Consider the following 15,781-nt stretch of genomic DNA (forward strand, 5'->3'; position numbering starts at 1 on the left):
AGACCGATCATGCCGCCGCTGATCCTGATCGCTGCCGGAATTCTGGGTGGCGCAGCGCTGGTGCGCCTCGCGGTGCGCGAGGGCAGGCGCATCAATCGCGAGCTTGACGATGCGCGCAAGGCGAAACCCGCCGAGCAGGAGCGCATGCCCAAGCTGCGGCGCGATCCCGACACCGGGACCTATCGTCCGGGTTAGGCTGTCTTGAAAATCACCCGTGCCCGCGCACGTCGTTGATGGTCATGATGCAGAGCGCGGCCATGATGGCTGCCGCGGCCAAAACCTGAAAGGCAATCATTGTCGTCCCTGTCGAACACACCGCCGGTTGAAATCCGGCCGTTGGTTGCAATGACGCTTTGCTAGCGGGGAGTTGCTAACGAACTGCGGACGCGGGCAGGCGGCTTGCCGGGGCGGTTAAACCGGCGTTCGGGGGATCGCTAAAATTCAGCCGATTCCGGCAGGAATTGCCCCCATAAACAGGCTATCGCCTTGATTCCGTTAGCCTGCGCCGATACGGTCCGCGCGCAAATCATCCCATTCCAACGCCCGAAGATTTCCGATGGATTCCCTGCCTCCGCACATGCGTCCCGAGCGCTCGTTTCAGGGCCTGATCCTGACATTGCAGCGCTACTGGGCCGACTATGGCTGCGTCATCCTGCAGCCCTACGACATGGAAGTCGGCGCGGGCACGTTCCATCCGGCGACCACATTGCGCGCGCTCGGACCGAAGCGCTGGAACGCGGCTTACGTGCAGCCGTCGCGCCGCCCGAAGGATGGCCGTTACGGCGAGAACCCGAACCGCCTGCAGCACTACTATCAGTTTCAGGTGATTCTGAAGCCGTCGCCGCCGGACCTTCAGAATCTCTATCTGAAGTCGCTCGAAGCCATCGGCGTCGATCTGGCGCTGCATGACGTGCGTTTCGTCGAGGACGATTGGGAAAGCCCGACGCTCGGGGCGTGGGGCCTCGGCTGGGAGTGCTGGTGCGACGGCATGGAAGTTTCGCAGTTCACCTACTTCCAGCAGGTCGCGGGCGTCGAATGCGCGCCGGTGGCGGGCGAACTTACCTACGGTCTCGAGCGTCTCGCGATGTACGTGCAGGGCGTCGACAACGTCTACGATCTCAACTTCAACGGCCGCGACGGCGCCGACAAGGTGACTTACGGCGACGTGTTCCTGCAGGCCGAGCAGGAATACTCGCGGCACAATTTCGAGCACTCCGACACCGCAATGCTGTTCGAGCAGTTCAAGATGGCCGAGAACGCCTGCAGGAAATATCTCGAAGCCGGATGGAAGGATGGCAAGCGCGAGGCGCATCTGATGGCGCTGCCCGCTTACGACCAGTGCATCAAGGCCAGCCATGTGTTCAACCTGCTGGACGCGCGCGGCGTGATCTCGGTCACCGAGCGGCAGAGCTACATCCTGCGCGTGCGCGAACTCGCAAAAGCCTGCGGCGAAGCGTGGGTGCACACCGAAGCGGGAAGGGCGGAGTGAGAGGCGCGATGCCTATGCTCCCCTCCCCCTTGCGGGGAGGGGTCGGGGGTGGGGGTCCACAGGCATTGGCCTATGTGCTTCAATCGCGGACTATGGATGATCGTCAGCGACAGTTCGCGCATCGCATGCGCGCACAGCCGACCGAAGCCGAGCGGGTGCTATGGCATCGGCTTCGGCATGACATTGCGCTGAGCGGCTCGCATTTCCGGCGTCAGGCTTTGATTGGTCCGTTCATCGCGGATTTTGCCAGCCGGCGCGCAAAGATTGTCATCGAACTGGATGGCGGTCAGCACGCGGAGAACGCGGCTGATATGCACCGGACGCGGCAGATCGAAGAGAGAGGATATCGAGTCTTGCGTTTCTGGAACCATGACGTGTTGAGCAACATCGACGGCGTGCTTGCTGCTATTCAGAATGCGCTGACCCCCACCCCCGACCCCTCCCCGCAAGGGGGAGGGGAGTTATTGGCAAACCCCGATCCCTCCCCGCCGCAAGCGGGGGGAGGGGATTAGAGAACAGACATCCTATGCCCGATCTTCTCCTCGAACTGTTCTCCGAAGAAATTCCCGCGCGCATGCAGGCGAAGGCGGCGGACGACCTGCGCAAGATGGTGACCGACAAGCTGGTCGCCGAAGGTCTCGTCTATGAAGGCGCGAAAGCGTTCGTGACGCCGCGCCGTCTCGCGCTCACCGTGCACGGCATTCCCGCGCGTCAGCCGGACCTCAAGCAGGAGCGCAAGGGGCCGAAGGTCGGCGCGCCGGACGCCGCCGTGCAGGGTTTCCTGAAAGCCGCTGGCCTGAAATCGCTCGATGAAGCGAAGATCCAGCGCGATCCGAAGGGCGATTTCTACATCGCGCTGATGGAGAAAGCCGGACGTCCCGCGATCGATGTGATCGCGGAAATCATCCCGCTGATCATCCGCACTTTCCCGTGGCCCAAGCAGATGCGCTGGGGCGAACGCTCCGCGCGGAACGGCGCGCTGACCTGGGTGCGGCCGCTGCATTCGATCATCGCGACCTTCGGTCCGGAAACCGAAGAGCCGGAGATCGTGAAGTTCGATGTCGCCGGCATTGAGGCCGGGCAGACGACCTACGGTCATCGCTTCATGGCGCCTGCGCCAATCGAGGTTCGCCGCTTCGACGATTACGTGTCGAAGCTGGAAGCCGCGAAGGTCGTGCTCGATCCCGAGCGCCGCAAGAACATCATCCTCGAGGACGCCAAGGAGCTGGCCTTCGCGCAGGGCTTCGAACTGGTCGAGGATCAGGTGCTGCTCGATGAAGTGGCCGGCCTGGTCGAATGGCCGGTGGTGCTGATGGGCTCGTTCGACGAAGAATTTTTGTCGATCCCCGGCGAGGTGATCCGCGCCACCATCCGCAACAACCAGAAGTGCTTCGTTGTTCGCGCCCCCTCACTCCCTCCCCCCCTGCGGGGGAGGGTTGGGGAGGGGGGTGAGCAACAAGATCCGGTGCGCGACGGACCCCCACCCCTGACCCCTCCCCGCAAGGGGGAGGGGAGCACACTTGCGCCGAAATTCATCCTCGTCTCGAACATCGAGGCATCCGACGGCGGCAAGGCCATCGTCGCGGGCAACGAGCGCGTCATCCGCGCGCGTCTGTCGGACGCGAAGTTCTTCTACGAGACGGACCTGAAGACCAAACTCGAAGACCGGCTGCCGAAGTTCGCGCAGATCGTGTTCCACGAAAAGCTCGGCACACAGGCGGAGCGCATCGCGCGCATCGAGAAGCTGGCGGCTGAACTCGCGCCATTGGTCGGCGCGGATGTCGCAAAGACCAAACGCGCGGCGCAGCTCGCGAAGGCTGATCTGCTGACCGAAGTCGTCGGCGAATTCCCTGAAGTGCAGGGCCTGATGGGGAAATACTACGCGCTGGCGCAGGGCGAGGACGCATCCGTCGCCGCGGCGATTGAGGATCACTACAAGCCGCAGGGTCCTGCGGACCGCGTGCCCACCGATCCGGTCGCGATTGCCGTCGCGCTCGCGGACAAGCTCGACATTCTCACCGGCTTCTGGTCGATCGACGAAAAGCCGACGGGATCGAAAGACCCGTTCGCGCTGCGCCGTGCGGCGCTGGGCGTGATCCGAATAATCACGAACAACAGTTTGCGCGTAAATTTGGCGCCAGTGTTGAGCCATGCAATCGCCGGCTTTATTGGTCAGAACAATCAGTACGTTCGTAATGGGGTTGAAGGCTGGGCAAAGCCTGCAAAAAGCCTGAAGGAGACCGTCAGGTCAGCTTACGATGCTTGGACGGCGGGTGGGGTAAGAACGTTCGTTTCCGACAGATTGTCTGTTCAGCTTCGCGATCAGGGCGCGCGGCATGATCTTGTCGACGCCGTGTTCGCGCTTGAAGGTCAGGATGATCTGTTGATGGTCGTGCGCCGCGTTGAAGCGCTCGGAAAATTCCTCGACAGTGACGACGGCAAGAACCTTCTCGCAGGCACCAAGCGTGCGTCCAATATCCTCGCCATCGAGGAGAAGAAGGACAAGCGCAAGTTTGACGGTGCGCCGGATGCGTCGCTCTACAAGCTCGATGAGGAGAAGGCGCTCGCCGGCGCCATCGCGCAGGTGAAGGCCGAGGCGAGTGCTGCCGTCGCCAGGGAAGACTTCGCGTCCGCGATGACCGCGATGGCCAAGCTGCGTCCCGCGGTCGATGCCTTCTTCGACAAGGTGAAGGTCAACGACGATGACAAGGCTTTGCGCGAAAACCGCCTCAAGCTCCTGAACGAAATCCGCGAAGCGACGCGCGCTGTGGCGGATTTCTCGAAGATCCAGGACTGAGCGCGCGACAACGCCGATGTGCTCCCTCGCCCCGCTTGCGGGGAGAGGGTTGGGGTGAGGGGCGAGTTCTATCATGAACTCTCCATTGGCCCCTCACCCGGAGCCTTCGTTCACTTCGGCTCCGACCTCTCCCCGTAAACGGGGAGAGGTGAAAGGGGCGCTGCCGTCATGTGTGCTGTCCGCGCGTTTACCCCTCGTTAACCATGTTCTGTAAGGTTCCGGTAACTTCCGTTAACGGCCGTTAGCGAATGCCGGGGCCTGCATGACATCGATCAACGGTACTAATCCCTACGCCCAGTATGGCTCCGCCTATGCGCGTGCCGCCGCAACTCAGCCGTCGCTCGCCGATACGCTCAACGCGGCGGAAGCCGGCAACAGCAACCCGCTCGATCCCAACGCAGCAACCAATCTGACCCTGTCCGATGCGGCGAAAGCCAAGCTGGCGAGCGATGCGAAGACGCCAGATTTCACGGCGGTGACCAATGACACACGCGCCGCGCTCGACAAGCTCTATGCGGCGGCGAAGGTGACGAGCCCGCTGGGCGCTGACGGCAAGACCACCATCGATCTGTCGTCGCTCGACCGGCGCTCGCTGTTTGCGATCGCCACCAACAGCGGCGGCAAGTTCACGCCCGACGAACAAAGCGTCGCGTCCGGCGAATTGACCAACCGCTTCAACGCCGCGCTTGCGCCTGCCGCCGCGGCGACGTCGATGACCAGGAACTACACCGTGGTCTACAAGGCTGCGCTGGATTATCTCGACGGCGCAAGCAGTGAAGAGAAGGCCACCGCAGCATGGTCGGCGCAGCGCGCCGCCGTGCAGAAGGGCTATGACGCCGCAAGGCAGAAACCCGACACGGCGCCATCGGTTTCAGGAGATCCGGTCGCCAGCTATCTCGCGAAATATCCTGACGGCGCGCCGGTTGGCACCACCAAGACGTTCGGCACGGTCGCGACCGACGCCCGCGCTGCGCTGGATGCGCAGGCCAAACTCGCGGCCGAGAACAAGACGGAACTGGTCTACGATCCGTCGCGCAAATTCGGACAGCTCGTGGATTTCTCGTCGTTCGACAATCGCTCGCTGTCGGCGATCACGCTCAATCAGGATCAGAAGTTCTCCAACCAGGAGATCTACGCAGCCAAGAAGGAACTGGATTCGCGCAACCGCGCCAACATCCTCTCCTCTCTCAAGCAGAGCCAGCAGAGCGGCGATCCCACCCAGCTCAGCCTCGGCATTCTTCAGAGCTATTCCGCGATGAGCGATGAAGAGCGGCAGGCGTCGGGCTGGTCGCCGTCGTTCCGCGACAACGTGCTCCAGAGTTACAAATCCACCAGCAACATCCTGTCGATCCTGAACGGCGCGTAACAGGTCGCAGCGTTTATGCGGTGTCTTTGTGTTGTCTGTAATTGGCGTTCACTGATGACGCAGGGAGTAGGGTCCCGGCCTTCGCCGGGACGACGTTGCGTTGTTGATCGAAAAAACCCCGCCCGGCGGGGGGCGCCGGGACGGGGCTGTTTGTTTGAGCGGAGCGGCGGGGACAACCTTTCCTGCTCAAACGGGGCCGAAGCTGGCTTTAATCGATCACCTGCATCACGCGGCGCGTGCGCGGTTCAACCAGAATCGGCCGATCGTTCACCACCGTGTAGCGATAGCTGGTCGCGCCGTATTGCTGCGGCACGTCGTAATAGGTCACGCCGCTTTCCGGCAGAATGGTGCCCACGCGCACGGGCGACTCGATCGCATATGACGGCACGTGCTCCTCGACAATGTACTGCCTGAAGCGCGGACGCTCTTCCTCGGTGATGATGCCGACGCCGGGAGCGAGGCCGGTTGTCACGCCTTCCTCGACAATGATGCGCTGCTGGGCCTGAGCCGCGAGCGGCATCGCCGTGGCAGTGGCCAGCAGCGCTGCTGCGAGAAGGGGATTACGCATGGCTTTCTCCTCAATTGATAAGGAGCCTGATCGCGCTAAGCGGCTTCGCTCTCGTCAATCACGCTCGGAAACCGGCACGGGCCGATCAACCAGCGGTGACAATCGCTTTTGCCGATCATCGTTCCTGACGGAATGTGAATTCACCGGGGCATTTTCGTGGAGGTGACGCGGCTGTGCGCAGTCGAAGTTTGATCTGTCATGGAACCCACTGCCGATCGAAGCCGTTGGTTGTTGCGATGCGCGAGTCGAGGAAAAATTTTCGTCTCGCTCGCGCTCATCCTTTGTCCTTTTCCTTCCGTGCGGGAGACCGAAATGTCCGTCAGCGTCGCCAACATTCAGCCCATCGTTGCTCTCATCGCCGGTGTGCTGATTCTCGTCATGCCGCGGCTGCTGAATTTCATTGTGGCGATCTATCTGATCCTGGTCGGGATCATCGGACTGGGCCTTATGAAGTAACGGAATATTTCAGATTGTTACACGATGGGCTCAAAACCCCGCCATTTGCACGATTCTGTAACAATCTGTAACCGTCCGTGATAGAAAACGCGGATATCGGCCGGGAGTCGCTTGCGCCTCAACGGGCAACCGTGGTGTAACGCCGCTGCCGTTTCACTCATGCAGCGTCTGGAAGCCATGGCCAAAGCCTCATCGAAGAAATCCGCCGCGAAGTCCTCTCCGAAATCAGTGTCCAAATCCAAGCCGGCCGCGAAAGTGAAGCCGGCTGCCGCAAAACCTGCAGGCAAAGCCGCGGCGAAAGCTGCCGCCAAGACATCCGCTCCCGCAGTGAAGAAGATTGCGAAGCCCGCGGCGAAGCAAACCGTTCAGGCCGGCAAGTGGGTCTATACGTTCGGTGACGGACGCGCCGAGGGCAAGGCCGGCATGCGCGATCTGCTCGGTGGCAAGGGCGCCAATCTCGCCGAGATGGCCAATCTCGGTTTGCCGGTGCCTCCCGGTTTCACGATTCCGACTTCGGTCTGCACGTATTTCTACGCCAACGACAAAACCTATCCGAAGGATCTGAAGGCGCAGGTCGAGAAGGCGCTGGTCACCGTCGGCAAGATCGCCGGCAAGACCTTCGGCGACGCGAAGAACCCGCTGCTTGTGTCGGTGCGTTCCGGCGGCCGCGCCTCGATGCCCGGCATGATGGACACCGTGCTCAATCTCGGCATGAACGACACCACGGTGGAAGCGCTTGCGGAACTCTCCGGCGACCGCCGTTTCGCCTATGACAGCTATCGCCGCTTCATCACGATGTATTCGGATGTTGTGCTCGGCTTCGAGCATCATCACTTCGAGGACATCCTCGACACCTACAAGGACAGCAAGGGCTATTCGCTCGACACCGAACTGACCGCGGACGACTGGGTCGATCTGGTCGGCAAGTACAAGGACGCGGTGGCGCGTGAAACCGGCGCGGATTTCCCGCAGGACCCACACGCGCAGTTGTGGGGCGCGATCGGCGCGGTGTTCTCGTCATGGATGAATGCGCGCGCGGTGACCTATCGCCGCCTGCACGACATTCCTGAGTCATGGGGCACCGCCGTCAACATCCAGTCCATGGTGTTCGGCAACATGGGCGACACCTCGGCGACCGGCGTTGCCTTCACGCGCAACCCGTCGACCGGCGAGAAGCGGCTGTACGGCGAATTCCTCATCAACGCGCAGGGTGAAGACGTGGTGGCGGGCATCCGCACGCCGCAGGACATCACCGAATACGCGCGCAAGGAATCCGGCTCCGACAAGGCGTCGATGGAAGTCGCGATGCCTGACGCGTTCAAGGAACTGACCCGGATCTACACGCTGCTCGAAAAGCACTACCGTGACATGCAGGACATGGAATTCACGGTGGAGCAGGGCAAGCTGTGGATGCTCCAGACCCGCAACGGCAAGCGCACCGCGAAGGCCGCGCTGCGCATCGCGGTCGATCTCGCCAATGAAGGCCTGATCACCAAGAAGGATGCGATCACCCGGATCGATCCGGCCTCACTGGATCAGTTGCTGCATCCGACCATCGATCCGGTGGCCAAGCGCGATGTCATCGCCACCGGCCTTCCGGCATCCCCCGGCGCCGCCGCCGGCGAGATCGTGTTCTCGTCGGACGAAGCCGCCAAGCTTCAGGCCGATGGCCGCAAGGTCATTCTGGTGCGCGTCGAGACGTCGCCGGAAGACATTCACGGCATGCATGCCGCGGAAGGCATTCTCACCACCCGCGGCGGCATGACCTCCCACGCCGCGGTGGTTGCGCGCGGCATGGGCAAGCCCTGCGTATCCGGCGTCGGCACAATCCGCGTCGACTACGGCCGCGGCATAATGACCATCGGCAACCGCAGCTTCAAGGCGGGGGATGTCATCACCATTGATGGTTCACTGGGCCAGGTGCTGGCCGGCCGCATGCCGATGATCGAGCCGGAACTGTCCGGCGACTTCACAACCCTGATGGGCTGGGCCGATCAGGTCCGCAAGCTCAAGGTCCGCACCAATGCCGATACGCCGGCCGACGCGCGCACCGCGCTGAAGTTCGGTACCGAAGGCATCGGGCTGTGCCGCACCGAGCACATGTTCTTCGAGGAGACACGCATCCGCACGGTGCGCGAGATGATCCTTGCCGAAGACGAGGGCTCGCGCCGCGCTGCGCTGGCCAAGCTGCTGCCGATGCAGCGTGCCGACTTCGTCGATCTGTTCGAGATCATGAAGGGCCTGCCGGTCACCATCCGTCTGCTCGATCCGCCGCTGCACGAGTTCCTGCCGCATTCGCAGAGCGAGATCGAGGAAGTCGCCCGCGCCATGAATACCGACGCCCGCAAGATCGCGGACCGCGCGCGTGAACTGGCCGAGTTCAACCCGATGCTGGGTTTCCGCGGCTGCCGTCTGGCGATCGCCTATCCGGAAATCGCCGAGATGCAGGCGCGCGCCATTTTCGAGGCCGCGGTTGAAGCCGGCAAGCGCACCGGCAAGCCGGTCGGCCTCGAAGTGATGGTGCCGCTGATCGCGACCCGCGCCGAGTTCGACATCACCAAGGCGCGCATCGACGCCACCGCAGCGGCGGTGATGAAGGAAACGGGCGTGAAGCTCAACTATCAGACCGGCACCATGATCGAACTGCCGCGGGCATGTCTGCTCGCGGGCGAGATCGCCAAGACCGCCGAGTTCTTTTCGTTCGGCACCAACGATCTGACGCAGACCACCTACGGCATCAGCCGCGACGACGCCGCGAGCTTCCTCGGCACCTATGTCGCGCGCGGCATCCTCGAGATCGATCCGTTCATCTCGGTCGACCGCGACGGCGTCGGCGAACTGGTGAAGATCGGCGTGCAGCGCGGCCGCAAGACGCGGCCCGGCCTCAAGATGGGCATCTGCGGCGAGCACGGCGGCGACCCTGCATCGATCACATTCTGCCACGAGACCGGCCTCGATTACGTGTCGTGTTCACCGTACCGCGTGCCGATCGCGCGCCTCGCGGCGGCACAGGCGGCTCTCGGCAAGGCTGTCGCCAGCCAGGCGTGAGTTCGCTGGTGATCACGGATTGCGTGACTCCATAACGAGTGTCGTCCCCGCGAAAGCGGGGACCCATACTCCCTGAGTCTTCGATTCCACGTGTGATGTTCGTATCGCTCCTTCTTTGATGACCACGACCTTTGGTGGTCATGGGTCCCCGCTTTCGCGGGGACGACATTGTGGGTGCGGCGCGATTGCGGCTCGCGCAACCGGACCTGCGTCAATTTGCGTTCACTCTTTTTGTTGACGCGATCTTTACCACCTTGCTGGAGGCGCTGTTTACCAACGCTTTCGATGTGATCGCGCGTTTTCAAGCACGCGCTTGCGTGTTGCGCGCGGGACGCGGCGATTAACCCCCCGGCAACTTTAATTCGATACCAACGAAATTGATCGAATTGCACTGAATGTGCGGTTCGGTTGCGTGTGTATAAGCGTTAGTTGCGTGAGCGTATCGATGTCTGTGTTGCGTAACGGGTCGAAGGGCGCGCGGTTCGCGCCCTTCGGCTTTGTTCTCTGTCTTCTGACAGTGAGCCCGACCGAAATCGGCTATCAGGATCTCGCGTCACTGCTGGCACGCCAGCCCGGCGTCGCAGAGCGCTGGCAGGAATACATCTTCGCGTCGTCGCGCCGAATGTTGCAGGTCGCGTCCTTCAATCTGCCCCGTCCGATCGGCACCAGCACCCGCGAAGCACCCACGTATCGTCTGGCCAGCCTGGACAGCACGGGCTTGGATTTCACCGGCTCGGTCAGCCGCGATCCGCTCGGGCCTGTGCTGCGTCCGCTGCAAAAATCGGATTTCCCGAAAGTGGTGCGCTCGTCGAAGGGCGACCGTCTTCCGCTGTATGTTCCAGAGATCGCGGCCCCCATTGCCGCGCCGCAGCCGCAGCCCGCGCAGGATCAATCGAATTCCAACGCATCGGTGCGGGGCGCGAAAACGGCTGAGGCCGACGCTCCGGCGGTAAACGCAGCAGCGCCGCTCGATGCCGAACTCGAAGCCGCGCTGAACGCGCCGCGCCTGCAGCAGTATGAATCCTCCGTTTCGCTTCAGGACCTTCCCGCCGACCATCCGCTGAACGCGCCGCGCGCGAATGCCGATCGGGACGGCGTCGCCGCCACGCCGGAAGCGAGCCGCGACGGCTTCTCGTTCCAGACCGCGACCCTGTTCTTCGGCAATTCCTCGCTCGGCATGACAAGCGGATCGCTGGAGCGCTGGCAGCCCGGCGAAGAGCCGATCATCGTGGTGCCGGGTATCGATCCCGACATGAAGATGCCTGCGGCGGTGCCAAACCAGTCTTCAGCCCCGTCCGCTGGCGGCGAAAGCGTCGCGAGCAAGGGCGAAGTCACCGGCGAGTATCAGCGTCCGCGGACACCGGCGGAACGCCTCGGTCTCGATGCCAAGACCCGTGCCAAGTCCGAAAAGTGCCTGACCGACGCGATCTATTTCGAGGCGCGCGGCGAAGCGGTGCGCGGGCAGATCGCGGTGGCGCAGGTCGTGCTGAACCGCGCGTTCTCCGGCTACTATCCGAGCACGGTGTGCGGCGTGGTCTACCAGAATTCGCACCGTCACCTGTCCTGCCAGTTCACCTTCGCCTGCGACGGCATCCGCGATGTGGTGAAGGAGCCGGATATGTGGGAACGCGCCAAAAAGATCGCCCGCGAAAGCCTCGATGGACGGCTATGGCTGCCTGAAGTCGGCAAGTCGACCCATTACCACGCCTACTGGGTTCGCCCGTCCTGGGTGAACGAGATGAAGAAGATGTACAAATACGGCGTGCATACCTTCTATCGTCCGCGCGCCTGGGGCGACGGCAAGGACGCGCCGACCTGGGGCACCGCTGCGGAGACCGCGGCGATCTCCGCGAAGCTTGCCGAAGCGGCGAAGAGCTCGGCTGAGATGTCGAGCGCGAAGTAGTAAGTTGATCCAACCGACTTTTTCACCTCTCCCCGAGGGGGAGAGGTCGGATCGCGATAGCGATCCGGGTGAGGGGGTTCGGTCACTCACGTCTGATATCTAGTGCCCCTCACCCCAACCCTCTCCCCATCGGGGAGAGGGAGCGCCTCGTGCTCGACGCAAGTGTCACGCATCGATATCAAGCGCGACATCGAAGTTCGGCGCGGAGTGCGTCAGCGCACCAGCCGACACATAATCGACTCCGGTCTTCGCGATCTCGCCGATCGACGCCAGCGTTACGCCGCCGGATACTTCCAGCACCACGCGTCTGTCGGTAATCGCGACCGCCTCGCGCAGGGTCGGGATGTCCATGTTGTCCAGCATCACCACGTCGGCGAGGCCCGTCGCCAGCACCTCGCGCAGTTGATCGAGCGTATCGACCTCGATCTCGATCTTGACCAGATGGCCGACATGGGCCCGCGCGCGCTCCAGCACCGGCTTCACGCCGCCAGCGACCGCGATGTGGTTGTCCTTGATCAGAACCGCGTCATCGAGACCGAAGCGGTGGTTGAAGCCCCCGCCGCAGCGCACCGCATACTTTTCCAGCGCGCGCAGCCCCGGCGTGGTCTTGCGGGTGTCGCAGATGCGCATTTTGGTGACGCCGGCATGGCGGATGTAGTCCGAGGTGAGGGTCGCGATGCCGGAGAGACGGCCGACAAAATTCAGCGCGGTGCGTTCACCTGCGAGCACGGCGCGCGCGGGGCCGGAGATCGTCAGCACATGGACGCCCTTGGCGACGGCATTGCCGTCGTGCACATGGGCCTGAATGTTGATGTCGGGCGAGAGGCGCTGAAACACCGCCACGGCCAGAGGCAATCCCGCAATCACACCGGCCTGCCGCGCGACAAGAATCGCGTGGGCATGAACCGCGGGCGGTATGGTTGCAACCGATGTCACGTCGCCGCCGCGTCCGAGATCTTCGGCAAGCGCGCGTGCCACCGCATCGTCGATGGCCAGCGGCGACAGGAATGCATCCGGGTGCATCAGGGCGGCAGGATTGAGAACGTCGCTGATACTCAAGATCAGGCTCCCGTCGAAGTGCGTTTGCGAGGCGCGGTATCGGCCACCATTGCGGCGATGTTACGCGCCTCGTCGAGCGTCGTCACGGTGCGATGCCGCTGTGCCGGGTCTTCCGCCGGGTAATCTGACCGATAATGCGCGCCGCGGCTTTCGCAGCGCGACCATGCGGAGGCGGCGACGATCAGCGCGGTGGTCGCCATGTTGCGCAGCGCGATGTTGCCGGTGGTCTGCTCGATCACCGTGAATGTGCGGATGGCTTCCGCCAGGTCGTCGCCGTCGCGGACCACGCCGACATGCGAGCTCATCATTGCCCGCAGATTGGCCTCGCGGAGCGGCGGCATCGTACTGTTGCGCGAGATCATCCCGTCGCGCGGACGCCCTGCCGCGGCGAGGGGATTGCCGTTGATATCGTCGGCAATGCGCGCGGCATAGACCACGGCTTCCAGCAGCGAATTGGAGGCGAGGCGGTTAGCGCCATGCGCGCCGGTGGATGAGACTTCGCCGCCGGCCCAGAGCCCTTTCAGCGAGGTCCGGCCGTGATGATCCACCGCGATGCCGCCCATGTGATAGTGCGCAGCGGGCGCAATCGGGATCGGCTGGGTCGCCGGATCGAGGCCCGCCGCGATGCAACTCGCGTACACCGTCGGAAATCTCGCAGCGAATTTTGCGCCGAGCGCTTGTGTCGCGTCGAGGAATGCGCCGCGTCCGGCGGCGATTTCATCGAACACCCCGCGCGCGACAATGTCGCGCGGCGCAAGTTCGGCAAGCGGGTCGCGCGCCAGCATGAAGCGCTCGCCCTTGCCGTTGATGAGCGTCGCCCCTTCGCCGCGCAAGGCCTCCGTCGCCAGCGGCGCGGGATCGCGGCCGGCCATGATGGCGGTCGGATGGAATTGCACAAATTCCGGATCGGCGATCACCGCGCCGGCGCGGGCGGCAATCGCAAGACCCGATCCGCTGGCCTCAGCCGGATTCGTCGTGACCGCATAAAGATGTCCGATGCCGCCGGTGGCGAGCACGATGGCGCGCGCCGGCACGATGACCGGCGCGGCCACCGCGTCGCCTGCCTTGCGCAGTTGCAAGCCGGTGACCGCATCACCTTCGGTCAGCAGGGCTTCGGCGACATAGCCTTCGATGACATGGATCGAGGGCGTCCTGCGCACCGCTTCGATCAGCGCCGCAATGATGGCCTTGCCGGCGCGGTCGCCCTGCACATGCACGATGCGGCGCGCGGAATGCGCCGCCTCGCGGCCCACGGCCAGCCTGCCTTCCAGGTCGCGGTCGAACGGCACGCCGTATTGCAGGAGATCGTGGATACGCGCACCGGCTTCGCGGGCCAGTCCGAGCGCAACCTCTTCATCGACGATCCCGCCGCCGACGGCAATCGTATCGGCGGCATGGGATTCGGCGCTGTCGCCATCGGCAACCGCCGCCGCGATGCCGCCCTGCGCCCATGCGCTGGAAGCGCCTTCGCCGAGCGGCGCTGCGGAGATCACCGTGACGGGACGTGGCGCGAGCTTCAGCGCGCAGAACAGGCCGGCAAGACCGCCGCCGACGATGACGACGTCGGAAGACTGCGAAAGATTGTGAGAAGGGGATGTTGTCATGTTTGCCCTACCTACCGGCACTATGTGCTCCCTCTCCCCTTGGGGGAGAGGGTTGGGGTGAGGGGGCTCGATAAATAGTCATGAGCACCGAACCCCCTCACCCGGCGCTACGCGCCGACCTCTCCCCAACGGGGAGAGGTGAACGCAGAACAGCTTGCAAAAGCCACGCCTCTCAGTTCTTCAGATTGATCATGCGCTCCACCGAGCGCCGGGCATTGCCGATAATCGCGGGATCGATGGTCACTTCCTCACGCATGTAGACAAGGCTGTCGAGAATCTTCGGCAGCGTGATGCGCTTCATGTGCGGGCACAGGTTGCACGGCTTGACGAACTCGACGTTCGGCAGTTCGGCCTGCACGTTGTCCGCCATCGAGCATTCGGTGACCATGACGATGCGCTTCGGCTGATGCTTGCGCACCCAGTCGATCATGTGCGCGGTCGAACCGGTGAAGTCTGCTTCGGCGATCACATCGGGCGGGCATTCGGGGTGTGCGATGATCTGCACGGACGGGTCGGCCTCGCGATAGGTGCGCAGTTCGTCGCCGGTGAAGCGCTCATGCACCTCGCAGGCGCCCTTCCACGCGATGATCTTCACGGTGGTTTTCGAGGCGACATATTTCGCCAGATACTGGTCGGGCAGGAAGATCACGGTGTCTGCGTTCAGGCTCTCGACCACCTGCACGGCGTTCGACGACGTGCAGCAGATGTCGACCTCCGCCTTCACGTCCGCTGACGTGTTGACATAGGCCACCACCGGTACGCCGGGAAAGCGCTCGCGCAGCAGGCGCACGTCCGCGCCGGTGATGCTTGAGGCCAGCGAGCAGCCGGCCCGCGAATCCGGGATCAGCACGGTCTTGTCCGGGTTCAGAATCTTTGAGGTCTCGGCCATGAAGTGCACGCCGCACTGGACGATGACCTTCTCTTTCACCTTCGTCGCCTCGCGGGCGAGCTGCAGCGAGTCGCCGCCGATGTCGGCCACGCAATGGAAGATCTCAGGCGTCTGGTAGTTGTGCGCCAGGATCACCGCGTTGCGCTGCTTCTTGAGATCGTTGATCGCCTTGACGTAAGGCGCCATGAACGGCCACTCGATCTCGGGAATGACGTTCTTCACCTTGGCGTAGAAATGCGCGGTGGCGCGCTCGACCTCGGGCGTCCATTCCAGTGACGGCATCGGCAATGCGCGCGCGCGGTCCGCGTCGGTGAGGACGGCACGGGTGACGCCCACCGGCTGGCGGTGAATCGGATTCCCGAATTCGTCGGGACCGTAAATTCCTGAGATCGGCATTGCAGCCTCCTTGAATGCCTAATATGCTCATTTTGAGCATATTAGGGCCTTGAGAAATCCGGCCTTTTGGGCCGGCGTTCCAAACTCGGGCTCCCTTGAGGGACGACCGCTTCAACCTGCTGTCGTTCCCCGCTCGCGAGACGGTCACTTATTCTCATAACGAGCAAAACAAATATAGCAGGTCATCCGCCGCCTCGCCAGAGGCG

At 63.2% G+C, this 15,781-nt stretch carries 13 protein-coding genes; 9 read left to right on the forward strand and 4 right to left on the reverse strand.

Annotated elements, in window-relative coordinates; translation table 11 throughout:
• Positions 1 to 9 precede the first annotated feature (9 nt).
• The 5 genes from HMPREF9695_RS01675 to HMPREF9695_RS01695 all read left to right on the forward strand — a co-directional run bounded on the left by HMPREF9695_RS01675 (position 10) and on the right by HMPREF9695_RS01695 (position 5,652).
• The gene (locus tag HMPREF9695_RS01675) at positions 10 to 195 is read left to right on the forward strand and encodes a hypothetical protein (protein WP_006019036.1); all 186 of its coding nucleotides are present in this window, start codon (positions 10 to 12) and stop codon (positions 193 to 195) included.
• A 361-nt stretch (positions 196 to 556) separates the two neighbouring features.
• Entirely contained in the window at positions 557 to 1,489 is a 933-nt protein-coding gene (locus tag HMPREF9695_RS01680) for a glycine--tRNA ligase subunit alpha (protein ID WP_006019037.1), read from the forward strand.
• Positions 1,490 to 1,581: 92 nt separating this feature from the next.
• Complete coding sequence (locus tag HMPREF9695_RS25400) at positions 1,582 to 2,001, forward strand: endonuclease domain-containing protein (protein ID WP_245258691.1); 420 nt, start codon at positions 1,582 to 1,584, stop codon at positions 1,999 to 2,001.
• 14 nt (positions 2,002 to 2,015) lie between these two features.
• Positions 2,016 to 4,286 (forward strand): glycine--tRNA ligase subunit beta, encoded by a 2,271-nt coding sequence (glyS, locus tag HMPREF9695_RS01690; RefSeq protein ID WP_006019039.1) that lies wholly within the window; start codon positions 2,016 to 2,018, stop codon positions 4,284 to 4,286.
• Positions 4,287 to 4,548: 262 nt separating this feature from the next.
• Positions 4,549 to 5,652 carry a hypothetical protein gene (locus HMPREF9695_RS01695; protein ID WP_006019040.1) on the forward strand — a complete coding sequence of 368 codons (1,104 nt, stop codon included), beginning with the start codon at positions 4,549 to 4,551 and terminating at the stop codon, positions 5,650 to 5,652.
• Between the two features lie 208 nt (positions 5,653 to 5,860).
• Here the strand turns inward: HMPREF9695_RS01695 and HMPREF9695_RS01700 are convergent, their stop codons facing one another.
• Positions 5,861 to 6,220, reverse strand: a complete 360-nt coding sequence (locus HMPREF9695_RS01700) for a DUF1236 domain-containing protein (protein ID WP_006019041.1) — start codon at positions 6,218 to 6,220, stop codon at positions 5,861 to 5,863.
• A 312-nt stretch (positions 6,221 to 6,532) separates the two neighbouring features.
• Between HMPREF9695_RS01700 and HMPREF9695_RS25405 the strand changes: the two genes are divergently transcribed.
• The 4 genes from HMPREF9695_RS25405 to HMPREF9695_RS01715 all read left to right on the forward strand — a co-directional run bounded on the left by HMPREF9695_RS25405 (position 6,533) and on the right by HMPREF9695_RS01715 (position 11,627).
• Positions 6,533 to 6,676, forward strand: a complete 144-nt coding sequence (locus tag HMPREF9695_RS25405; protein WP_006019042.1) for a DUF3096 domain-containing protein — start codon at positions 6,533 to 6,535, stop codon at positions 6,674 to 6,676.
• A 159-nt stretch (positions 6,677 to 6,835) separates the two neighbouring features.
• Positions 6,836 to 9,724, forward strand: a complete 2,889-nt coding sequence (ppdK, locus tag HMPREF9695_RS01705) for a pyruvate, phosphate dikinase (RefSeq protein WP_006019043.1) — start codon at positions 6,836 to 6,838, stop codon at positions 9,722 to 9,724.
• A 170-nt stretch (positions 9,725 to 9,894) separates the two neighbouring features.
• Positions 9,895 to 10,068, forward strand: a complete 174-nt coding sequence (locus HMPREF9695_RS01710) for a hypothetical protein (RefSeq protein WP_167540036.1) — start codon at positions 9,895 to 9,897, stop codon at positions 10,066 to 10,068.
• A gap of 101 nt (positions 10,069 to 10,169) precedes the next feature.
• The gene (locus tag HMPREF9695_RS01715) at positions 10,170 to 11,627 is read left to right on the forward strand and encodes a cell wall hydrolase (protein ID WP_006019044.1); all 1,458 of its coding nucleotides are present in this window, start codon (positions 10,170 to 10,172) and stop codon (positions 11,625 to 11,627) included.
• A gap of 165 nt (positions 11,628 to 11,792) precedes the next feature.
• Here HMPREF9695_RS01715 and nadC read toward each other — a convergent pair whose 3' ends face one another.
• The 3 genes from nadC to nadA form a co-directional block, all read right to left on the reverse strand.
• Positions 11,793 to 12,650 (reverse strand): carboxylating nicotinate-nucleotide diphosphorylase, encoded by an 858-nt coding sequence (nadC, locus tag HMPREF9695_RS01720; RefSeq protein WP_208856387.1) that lies wholly within the window; start codon positions 12,648 to 12,650, stop codon positions 11,793 to 11,795.
• 38 nt (positions 12,651 to 12,688) lie between these two features.
• Positions 12,689 to 14,290 carry an L-aspartate oxidase gene (locus tag HMPREF9695_RS01725; RefSeq protein ID WP_006019046.1) on the reverse strand — a complete coding sequence of 534 codons (1,602 nt, stop codon included), beginning with the start codon at positions 14,288 to 14,290 and terminating at the stop codon, positions 12,689 to 12,691.
• 172 nt (positions 14,291 to 14,462) lie between these two features.
• Positions 14,463 to 15,575, reverse strand: coding sequence for a quinolinate synthase NadA (nadA, locus tag HMPREF9695_RS01730; protein WP_006019047.1), 1,113 nt, complete (start codon positions 15,573 to 15,575; stop codon positions 14,463 to 14,465).
• Between the last annotated feature and the right edge of the window lie 206 nt (positions 15,576 to 15,781).

Origin of the sequence: Afipia broomeae ATCC 49717, from assembly GCF_000314675.2 — a bacterium.
Lineage (GTDB): Bacteria > Pseudomonadota > Alphaproteobacteria > Rhizobiales > Xanthobacteraceae > Afipia > Afipia broomeae.